Raw genomic sequence first — 9,262 nt, 5'->3', positions numbered from 1 at the left:
CGAGATGAGCGTACGCGTCAGGAACACGTCGGCGGCCGAGGCGCCGCCGACACCCCCGGCCAGGGCCGACGGCACGCCGTACGCCTACGAGGTCATCGACGGCTGGTGGCGGATCTACGGCGACGAGCCCGCCGAACTGATCACGGAGCTGATCCCCGGCTATGCCGGCACCCTGGAGGACAGGGAACGTTACGCGCTCGCCGCCGCGGCGCGGCTGCAGGCCGGGCTGGCGGCGGCAGGACGGTTCGGCGACTGCACGGACGGAGAGCGTGAGGTGATCCTGACCGACCGCGCGCGGATGCCCCTGGTCGAGCACTGGACCGCGGCCGTGCCGCTCGTGCTCGTCACCACGCTCTGCCCGCCGCCAAGGCCCACCGGGGAGATCGTCTGGATCGACCCCACGGACGACCTCTCCTTGTTGTCGAGTCTCGGGCAGGCGGGGTTCGTCCAGGTGAGCGGCGCATGAGCACGCTCAAGGTGGTCGTCATCGCCTCCGGCACGGTCATCGGCAGGGTGACGCGGGCCGGGGACCAGGTGGAGTACAGCTCGGCCGACGTCCGGTCGTTGATCGAGGCGATGGCCGCCGCGCGGGAGTGGAGCCCGGCCGAGGCGTTCGACGGGTTGCGCGGCTGGAGCGACGGCTACGTGGAGATCGTTCCGGAGATCTCGGTGGCCAGGGTCTTCGACGGGGTCAGGGACGGCGTGCCGTACTTCCTGCCCGACCGTCCGCGGGTGCGGGACCCGCGGCTGGTCGACTACCTGAGGGCCGGCGCGGCCGTTCTCTCCACGGCGAATCTCGACCTCGATCGGCTCGACCCGGCGCGCGGCGCGGTGGTGCCGCTCAGCTTCCGGACCGACGGCACCTGGGTCTGGACGGACACCGTCACCTACTACCTGGAGGAGCACGGCATCCGGCCGGACGAGGAGCTCTGCGCGCACATCGTGGCACAGGACTTCCGATGTCCGGCGGTGAGCCAGGCCGTCGCCGCACGCACGCTGCGGGAGCTGCGCCGGTCCTCTGCGGGTTAGCCGATTCTGCCGGAGACGGCATCGCCCGGGTCGTTGCCCCAGACGTCGTCGTCCTCGTGCAGCCAGGTGCTGTTCTCCTTGTCCTCCGACTCGTGCGCGCCCCCGCCGGACATCGGCATGAACGGCATGCCGCTGCCGATCGCCGACGCGGACCTGGAGGTGAGCGGAAGGCCGCCCGGGCCGGTCAGCAGGTTGCCGCCGACACCGGCACCGGTGCCGTTGCCGCTCCCGGTGCCCGTGAACGGGTTGGGGGAGCCCCCCTTCGGGACGGACGTGTCCGAGCCCCAGCCGGCCGGGCGCTGGAAGTCCTCCAGGGTGGTCGTCGAACCGGGAACGTCCGGCAGGCCGCCCATGCCCGGGGTCCCGGCGGCGGTGTCCGGGCCGGCGCCGCCGCTCGGGTACGCGCCGGTCCGGTCGACGCCGTCCGGGCCGCTGCCGCCCGGACCCGCGACGCCGGGGTAGGTTCCGTCCGGATCACGGCCGTCCGTGCCGGGAACGTCGGTCCCGGACTCCGGGGAGCCGCCGCCCGTGTCGAGGGTGTCGTCTGGCACGCCGGACGGGCCCGTGTCGTCGGACGTGATGTCGTCGAAGTCGAAGTCGTCGGCCCCCGGGTCGCCGCCCGGATCCTTGTAAGGGGTCGGATCGATCTTGTAGTCCTCCTTCTCACCGCCCGGACCTTCGTCGGCAGCGGGGACGGTGGGCGGCTTGAGGTCGGGCACGACCTTGCGGAGGCTGGCCGGCAACTCCTCGAAGACCTTGCGCAGGTCATTGTTGAGCAGCCGCAGGTGCTGACCGGCGAGGTGGTTCTGCGAGCCCAGTTCGAGCCCCTTGTCCATCGTCATGTACACGCCGGGGAAGTCGTCGTCCCAGGTTCTTCCGTCGGATTGGCTCCAGGCGCCGAACTTGTGGTTCACGAAGTTCTGGTGTTCCTTGAGCCGCTTGGCGAGCCCCTCCAGCGGCCCGCTCATCGCCCTGAACTTCGCCGCCAGCTCGCGGATGGTGGCGTGCAGGGTGCGCAGCGACTGCTGCGCCTCCACCGACGAGGCCCCCTCCCAGTACTTGGCCATCTGGGTCGCCCCCGAGACCAGGGTCTCGTTCATCGAGGTGAGCCGGTCCGCGGCCATCCGGTAGGTCGCCGCCGCGGTCTCGAGGGTCTGCGGGGTGAGGTCCGTGATCAGGTCCTTGACCGCCGCCACGCTTTGGTGGGTGTTGACGGAGAAGGACACGCTCCCGGCGGGGCGCATCGCGTGGTCGGCTGTCAGGTCTCCTGCCATCCCATGTCCTTGCTCACCGCGATCGCCGCGTCCGCCCGCTTGTAGTTGCCCGCGCCGGCGTCGATGAGCGCGAACGCGAGCGCCAGCTTCTGGTTGACCTCGTGGTACACCTGGGTCAGCCCCTGGTGGCTCTGCTTCAGGGTCGCGGCGAAGTTCCTGCCGCCGTCCCAGCTCTGGATCCTCTCCAGTGGCTCGGCGAACGTGTTCAGCAACTGGCCGAGCTGAGCCACGTCAGGACTGGACCCCTGGCCGGCGTTCCTGGGCGACCGTTGTCCGGTCGGGTCGCTGCCGTAAACCTCCGGCAGCTTCTCCCAAAAGGCGTTGGCGACCTTTTCGAGTTCGGTGGAACTGTATTCGACGCCGTCCCTGTCGGCGACCAGACCCGGCCAGCTCTGCTCCAAATGCCAACCATTGTCGGTTGGTGCCATGACAGCCTCCCGCATGTGGTTGATCAAGGAGCCTACTAGTCTCCTCAGCCGTATAAAAGCGTGATATCCACCCTCGTTAAATTTCTTTCGGAACCTGCGTAACATTGTCCGTCATGCAGACCCGAAAGGATCTCTATCAGGCGCACAAACTGATGACCCAGCGCCTGGGACTGGCACTGCTTCAGGGCGAGCCGGACCTGCCCGAGTCCCCCATGCGGCGGTACAACGTGGCGACGTTCGCCGGCATCCTCCTGCTGGTGCTGATCACGGCCGGGTTCGGGATCTGGGGCATGCTCAGCCCCGGCGGCGCCACCAAGCTCAAGGAGGCGGGCCAGCTGCTGGTGGAGGAGGAGACCGGCGCCTCCTACGTCTACAACCAGAGCGACGGCAAGCTCCAGCCGGTGGAGAACTACGTCTCCGCCAGGCTCCTGCTGGACAGCCAGGAGATCAAGGTCCGTACGGTGTCGGCGGAGTCGCTGGCCGGCTTCGCACGGGGGCAGAAGGTCGGCATCTCGGGCGCGCCCGACTCGCTGCCGAAGCCCCAGAAGCTGGTCAGATCTCCCTGGACGGTCTGCGTGGTCGAACAGCAGGACGCGACAGGGGTCCGCCGTCCGTACGTCACGCTGCTGGGCGGGATCGACGTCGGTGGCACGCCGGTGGGCACCGACGCGCTGCTCGTCGACGACGGGCAGCAGAACTGGGTGTTGTGGAACAACTACCGCATGCTGGTCAGGAGCCCGCGCCGGCTCACCGACCAGGCGCCGCGCCGCGTGCCGATCTCCTGGGTGAACTCCATCCCCGCGGGCCCCGACTTCGCCGCGCCGGCGATCGCGCAGCGTGGCAAGCGGGTGCCGGGCCCCGGCGGCTCGCCCGCGCGGGTGGGGCAGGTCTTCACGCCGGCCGCCGTCCCGGGGGTGCCGGAACGCTGGTACGTGCTGCTCGCCGACGGCCTCGCGCCCGTCACCCACACGCAGGCGACGCTCCTGCTCCAGGACCCGGACACCAAGATCGCCTACGGCCGCGGCCGGGTACGCCCGATCGCCGTGGACGCCGCCACCGTCAACGCCGCCAAGATGTCGGCCCTCCGCCTCCTGGGCGGCGGGCTGCCGACCACCATGCCGCGCTTCCGCGCCCCGGCGGCGGACGCCCCTCTGTGCGCGGTGTACGCCGACACGGTCAGGGGCTCGGTCCGGGCACGGCTGACGACCGGGGCGACCTTGGCCATCCCGAAGCCGCCGAGCAGCGGCAACCCCGACCGCGTCGACCAGGTGCTGCTGCCGCCCGGCGGCGCGGCGCTGGCAGGTCAGCTCTCGGGTGAAGGCCAGATCGACGCCATCCACGAGTACTCCCTCATCACCGACGAGGGCAGACGATTCCGGCTGGCCTCCCCCGACCTCGTCGGCACGCTGGGCTACGACGCCGCCCAGGTGGCGCCGGTGCCCGCGCATCTGCTGCGGCTCATCCCGGAGGGCCCGCTCCTGGACCCCGCCGCCGCGCGGAAGCCCGTCGGGGAGACGTCGTCCGAACGCCTCCCCGGCCGGTCCTGAAGCCTGTCCGCTCAGGTACGGGGGAAACCGGCCTGCGTGTCCTGCTTGGGCATCAGCGAGTGGGTCTCCACGCTGTACTCGAGCGCGGCGGTGCTGAACTCCGGCAGGTCGCCGGACTTCAGGGTGTCGAGCTCGTTCGGTATGCCCTTCATCGTGGGGAACAACTTCCCGCTGGCCTCGGACTGCTGGACGGCCTGGTAGAACAGGGTGCCGAGGACGGTGACCGCGATGCCGTGCTTGATCAGCACCTTCTTCATCGACGTGGTCGTGGTCCTGCTGACTTTGAGGTCGAGCGCGTGGGCGATGAAGTTGCCGTAGACGCTGTGGCGAAGCACCAACAACGTCATGGCGTAGAGCACCAGGTATCCGGCCACGCAGACGCAGGTGAGCGCCCCCACGTGGTACAACTTCGCGGTCTGGTCGACGGCCTCGCCGGCGCTGTTCCGCGTCGACCTGAGAGTGTTCAAGGATTTGGTGAAGTCGTCGTACGCCTTGTCGAACTGCTCCCGTGCCGTGCCCTCCCAGGTGGCCCCCGAGCCGGTGAGCGTGGCCCGCAGCTCTTTGAGCTGCGCCTCCAGCGCGTCCAGTTCGGACGTCGTCCCGCCGTTGTCGGTGGTGCGCCAGGTCTTGGACGACGCCGACATCTGACCCGGGTCGGAGACCATGAGCCCGATCATGAGCACGATGTAGTAGGCCCATGGGCGCCTGATCAGTAACGCCGCACCCGAGGCGGTGGCGGCCGCTTTCCAGTAAAGGCCCTTGTCCGCCTCGTAGCTCATCTACGTCTCCTTGCCGATGATCTCGGGGGCGATGTCCTCGTCGTCCTCCCAGACGCCCTCGTCCTCCGACAGCAGCGAGCCTTCCTGCCGGTCGCGTTCGTCGAGGCCGTTGCCCGAACCGGCCATCGGCATCATGGGCATCATCGGCATGCCGCTGCCCATCCCCCCGGACGTGCCCATGCCGGGCACTCTCGGACCGGCGGCGCCACCGCCCGAGCCCGCGCCGTTGCCGGTCGGCGACCCCCATGTGGTCCCCGGCCGGGTGCTCAGGTCGGTCAGGTTCGGGTTCGGCTTCCCGTTCAGGGCCCTGGGGTCGTACGACGACAGGCCGGTCGTGTCCCGCGGCGAGTTGATCGCCGAGTCGATGTCGGGGACCTTCATGTTCGGATCACCGGCGCCGGACAGGCCGGAGTCCGGCCGGTCGATCCCCGGCAGGTCGGTGCCGGGAAGGTCGCTCCCGGGCCGGTCGGCGTCCGGCAGGCCACCGTTGGGCAGGTCCGTGCCGGGCAGCTCGGTATCCGGCCGGTCCGTGACGGGCAGGTCGGCGTCCGGAAGGTCGCCATCGGGCAGGTCGGCGTCCGGCATGTTCAGGTCCGGCGATTCGGGCATCTTCGGGGTCGGCACTCCGCCGCCGGTCGGGTCGTAGTCCTGGTCCTTGCGGTACAGGCCGGCGTTCTCCTCCTCGGCCTTGTGGTAGTTGGCGTCGGCCGCCTTCAGCGCGGCCTGCCAGCTCTGCAGCGCCTTCTTGCCCCGCTCCAGGGCGGTGGACTGGGCCGAGATCGCCCTGTCATGGGCCCGGGTGAGCCCGTAGCCGATCACGCCGAAAGCGGGGAAGGGCACCCCCATGTGGCCGGACTTGGCCCGCAGCGCGTCGATGATCGCGGTCTGTCCGTTGATCTGGCCGCTCGCCGCGTTGAGCGCGCCGTCCGTGAAGGAGATGCCCGACGACGGCAGCGGCACCTGGGTGCTCATCGGGATGCCGTACTGGCCGTAGGGCTGCTGCCCGGTCGGCTGCTGCCCGGTCGGCTGCGCGCCGGCGCCGTTCTTCTGCTGGTCGCTCACCTGATCACCGGATCCGTCACGTCATGGTTGCCGTTCCAGGCCGACCTGTCCTCCGACAGGTACGTGGTGCGCTCCAGGTCTCCGCCCGCGTCCCCGATCGGGCCCGCGCCGCCCGTCATCGGGAGGAACGGCGTGCCGGACAGGCCCGCCGCACTGCCGCCGCGCATCACCCCGAGCCGCCCGCCGGGTGTGTACGCGCTGTTCGGCGAACCGATCACCGACGGCACGGGCTGGTTCGTCGCGACCGGCGCCGCAGTCGTGTTGGGGGTCACCACGAGAGGAGGACGCTCGCCGACCGTGGGCTGGTAGGCCGAGCTCTCGGTCCGGACCGGGTCGGCCTCGGGCGTGGCGTCGTCGAGCTCGGTCCTGTCCTGGGCGCCGATCACCGGCGGGGTGGTGCCGTCCTCCGTGCCCGTGCCCGTGTCTGTGCCTGTGCCGGTGTTGCCGGCCTGGTCGCCGGGGTGTTGGCCAGGTGCGTCCCCGCTGGCGGGCTGCTCGCCGGGGGGCGTCCCCGGAGCGGCGTCGTCCTCGCCGTCCGGGGGGATCTGGTCCGGCGCGCCCGGGTCGCCGGCGCCTGTCGTGCCCCCCTCGCCCGTGCCCGTCCTGTCCGGGGCGCCCGCGCCGGTCGTGGGCGACTCGCTCCCGCCCGTCCCGCCGTAGGCGACGCTCGTCGTGGCGAGCGGGCCGCCCGGGACCGTGACGGCCGGCAGCTCGTAGGTGATGTCGTACGGGACCGAGCCGAGATGCAGGTCGCGGATCTTCTCGTTGAGCTTCCGCAGCGCCGCCTGCGCCCGCATGTTCTCCAGCAGGGCGACGGCGTTGGCCTCGTCGTCCCCCTGCCGGTCGAGCCCGTACAGCGCCCGGTGGACCCGTACGACCTCCTGGACGTCCGGGTCGTTCTTGTCCAGTTTGATGCCTTCGACCTCGGCGATGGCCACGGGGATGGAGTCGGCGTAGCCCTCCAGGCTGCGGCCCATCTCCGCGAGTTTGTGTGCCAGCTCGTTGCCGGTGGCGTACAGGAGTTCGAGCGCGATGCGGGCCCGGTCGGCGTCCGGCCCCTTCCAGATGGTGAGGATCCGGCCCGCTTCGTCCTCGATCCCGACGACCGCGTTGAGGACCGCCTCGGCCGTGCTGATGTAGGTGGATCCGGCGAGTTTGACCAGGTCCGGCTGTGACGTCGCCAGCAGGCGCTGGATCTCCGCCTTCGGATGGACCTCCGTCTCGCCGGAGGGGACCTGGTCGCCCCGGAGGACGAGCGTCTTACGCCTGGAGCCGGCGCCGGCCATGGTCACCCGCCCTCGTTCCGGGTGTCCGCCTCGGCGTGGTTGCCGGCGCTCGCCTCGATCGCGGCGATGACGCTCTTGTACGCCTCCACGAACTCGGCGTAGACCTGGCCGAACTTCTGCCCCGCGCCGTCCCTGCCCGCGGTCGAGCCGAACACCTTGGCGTCGATCCACTCGCCGAACTGGGCGGCGCCGGGCTGGACGTCGGCCAGGGTGCGCCCGCTGACGCCCGGCTTCTCCATGGCCTGCAGATTCTTCGACAGAGCCTCGGCGATCGACCGCATCACGGAGGGTTCGTGCACCCTGCCGTCGCCCTGGAACTTGTCGGCCGTGTGCGCCGGGATGCCCAGCGGGTCGGTTCGTGGTTCGGGTTCCTGGTTGCCCATCGGCTCACCCCTGCTGATACGAGACCCCGGTCACCACGTGGCCGCGGCGACCGGGAGGCGTAGGCGCGTCAGTCCGTCCAGATGGCGATGTTGCGCCGCTCGGCGGCCTCGTAGTTGCCCTTGGCGATGTTGACCGCGGTGGCGGCCTCGAAGAGCTGCCTGCCCATGGCCCGTTCGTGGGCGTCCCACTGGTCCTTCTTGGTGTTGAAGAACTGCTCGGCCTCGCCTTCCCAGCTGGCGGCGAGCTCCTTCTTGATGTCGGCGAACAGGTCGTCGGTGACCTTGTCGAGCTCGGTCACGACCTTCTTGAGCTCCTCGTAGGCCTGCTCCATGCTGCCGAACTTGACGTATGTGTGATCATCGGGAACGGTCACTGGGATCTCCGTGGCGTCGGCCGGCTAGTTGCTGTTGATGACGTTGTCGATCCGGCCCGTGAAGCCGTCCCTGGCCAGGGACCCCGACAGCTCCATGTTCTCGTCGGCGGCGTTCCGGTAGACCCCGGCGCCCATGTTGAGCCGGTCGTGGATGTCCTCAAGGATCTTGATCACGGCTTTGAACTCGACGTCCCACTCGTCGAGGGCGTGGCTGAACTTCTGGGCCGCGCCGCCCCGCCACCCCTGGGTGGTCAGGTCGCCCTTGATCGTCTGAACGCGCTGGCGCATGCCTTCGATGTACTGCGCGGTGTCCTCGCAGTACCCGGCAGCGTTGGTCAGCTGCGTCGGACTTGCTCCGTACAGTGCCACTGGACCTCCGAGTGGACATTTCCTTGTCTCGCATACCGGTTGGCCGACATGAAAAAGGCGAACCCTGCGAAACAACATCGACTCGCATGTTAACCACCACCCGTCCCAGCGATCACAACCGTCCGGTCGCCGAGAAGAAATCTGCGCTCAATGCCAAAACATTCTGCGCTCTGTGCTAAAGACGCGAAGAACCCGGCATCACAGGATTGCCCCTCGGACAAATCGCCTTTCGACTCCTTCGGAGCTGAAGAACGTGAGAATCACGAAGAGAATGGCCGGTGCGGTCATCGCGACCGTGCTCGGCACGACGGCGGTCCTCACCGCCACCACCGCCTCGGCGTCCCGCCAGGCGGCCGAGACGCCCGCCGTCGTCTGTGGCCCGGGGTACACCGTCCAGCGCCAGGCCGCGTTCGCCGGCGGCGTCGCCTACCTGCTGTACAACCCCGGCAAGCAGAACGCCTGCGCGGTGACGTTCAAGACCAAGGACGTGGGCACGCGCGGCATGGTCTGGTCCGCGGTGGACGTGAAGGGCGCGGGCGTGGTGAAGAACGAGGAGATCACCCCGCTGCACACCGTGCCGGTCTACCACGCCGCGCCGACCGGGTCCTGGGTGAAGTTCTCCGGCGGCGTCAGGACCGCCGACTCCGGCGGCGCGTACGAACGCATCGGCTGAGACCCGCGGGCGGGCCCGCGACGGCCGACCTGTACGGCTGACCGTTCACGCGGTTAGT

The 9,262-nt window shown here is 69.8% G+C and carries 12 protein-coding genes; 4 read left to right on the top strand and 8 right to left on the bottom strand.

Translation table 11 applies throughout. The annotated features are described in order from the left end of the window. Positions 1-4: 4 nt before the first annotated feature. Together ABZ815_RS25030 and ABZ815_RS25025 are read left to right on the top strand one after the other, a co-directional pair. Positions 5-466, top strand: a complete 462-nt coding sequence (locus ABZ815_RS25030) for a hypothetical protein (RefSeq protein ID WP_357701790.1) — start codon at positions 5-7, stop codon at positions 464-466. After that, positions 463-1,029, top strand: a complete 567-nt coding sequence (locus ABZ815_RS25025) for a hypothetical protein (RefSeq protein ID WP_357701788.1) — start codon at positions 463-465, stop codon at positions 1,027-1,029. The genes ABZ815_RS25030 and ABZ815_RS25025 overlap by 4 nt, the downstream gene beginning before the upstream one ends. On the opposite strand, the gene ABZ815_RS25020 is transcribed toward ABZ815_RS25025, so the two are convergent. Both ABZ815_RS25020 and ABZ815_RS25015 read right to left on the bottom strand, forming a co-directional pair. Next, a complete protein-coding gene (locus tag ABZ815_RS25020) occupies positions 1,026-2,303 on the bottom strand; it encodes a WXG100 family type VII secretion target (protein ID WP_357701786.1) in 1,278 nt (425 codons plus the stop codon). The two genes, ABZ815_RS25025 and ABZ815_RS25020, sit on opposite strands and share 4 nt — an antisense overlap. Next, a complete protein-coding gene (locus tag ABZ815_RS25015; protein ID WP_357701784.1) occupies positions 2,288-2,758 on the bottom strand; it encodes a hypothetical protein in 471 nt (156 codons plus the stop codon). Before ABZ815_RS25015 ends, ABZ815_RS25020 begins: the two co-directional genes overlap by 16 nt. Positions 2,759-2,844: 86 nt before the next feature. On the opposite strand from ABZ815_RS25015, the gene eccB reads away from it, so the two are divergent. Continuing rightward, on the top strand, positions 2,845-4,278 hold the full coding sequence (eccB, locus tag ABZ815_RS25010) for a type VII secretion protein EccB (RefSeq protein ID WP_357701782.1): 1,434 nt from the start codon (positions 2,845-2,847) through the stop codon (positions 4,276-4,278). An 11-nt stretch (positions 4,279-4,289) separates the two neighbouring features. Here eccB and ABZ815_RS25005 read toward each other — a convergent pair whose 3' ends face one another. The 6 genes from ABZ815_RS25005 to ABZ815_RS24980 all read right to left on the bottom strand — a co-directional run bounded on the left by ABZ815_RS25005 (position 4,290) and on the right by ABZ815_RS24980 (position 8,609). Continuing rightward, complete coding sequence (locus ABZ815_RS25005; protein WP_357701780.1) at positions 4,290-5,057, bottom strand: WXG100 family type VII secretion target; 768 nt, start codon at positions 5,055-5,057, stop codon at positions 4,290-4,292. Continuing rightward, positions 5,058-6,119, bottom strand: coding sequence for a hypothetical protein (locus ABZ815_RS25000; RefSeq protein ID WP_357701778.1), 1,062 nt, complete (start codon positions 6,117-6,119; stop codon positions 5,058-5,060). Next, positions 6,116-7,411: a hypothetical protein gene (locus ABZ815_RS24995; protein ID WP_357701777.1), complete on the bottom strand. Its 1,296-nt coding sequence runs from the start codon at positions 7,409-7,411 to the stop codon at positions 6,116-6,118. The genes ABZ815_RS25000 and ABZ815_RS24995 overlap by 4 nt, the downstream gene beginning before the upstream one ends. Further along, positions 7,408-7,788: a hypothetical protein gene (locus ABZ815_RS24990; RefSeq protein WP_357701775.1), complete on the bottom strand. Its 381-nt coding sequence runs from the start codon at positions 7,786-7,788 to the stop codon at positions 7,408-7,410. Before ABZ815_RS24990 ends, ABZ815_RS24995 begins: the two co-directional genes overlap by 4 nt. A 68-nt stretch (positions 7,789-7,856) precedes the next feature. After that, the gene (locus ABZ815_RS24985; protein WP_357701773.1) at positions 7,857-8,162 is read right to left on the bottom strand and encodes a WXG100 family type VII secretion target; all 306 of its coding nucleotides are present in this window, start codon (positions 8,160-8,162) and stop codon (positions 7,857-7,859) included. A 24-nt stretch (positions 8,163-8,186) separates the two neighbouring features. After that, a complete protein-coding gene (locus tag ABZ815_RS24980) occupies positions 8,187-8,609 on the bottom strand; it encodes a WXG100 family type VII secretion target (RefSeq protein WP_357701771.1) in 423 nt (140 codons plus the stop codon). A 175-nt stretch (positions 8,610-8,784) separates the two neighbouring features. On the opposite strand from ABZ815_RS24980, the gene ABZ815_RS24975 reads away from it, so the two are divergent. Further along, positions 8,785-9,204 (top strand): hypothetical protein, encoded by a 420-nt coding sequence (locus tag ABZ815_RS24975; RefSeq protein ID WP_357701769.1) that lies wholly within the window; start codon positions 8,785-8,787, stop codon positions 9,202-9,204. Positions 9,205-9,262 lie beyond the last annotated feature (58 nt).

The sequence above is a fragment of the Nonomuraea sp. NPDC047529 genome (assembly GCF_040642995.1).
Lineage (GTDB): Bacteria > Actinomycetota > Actinomycetes > Streptosporangiales > Streptosporangiaceae > Nonomuraea.
This window is presented reverse-complemented; position numbering and strand designations above follow the sequence as displayed.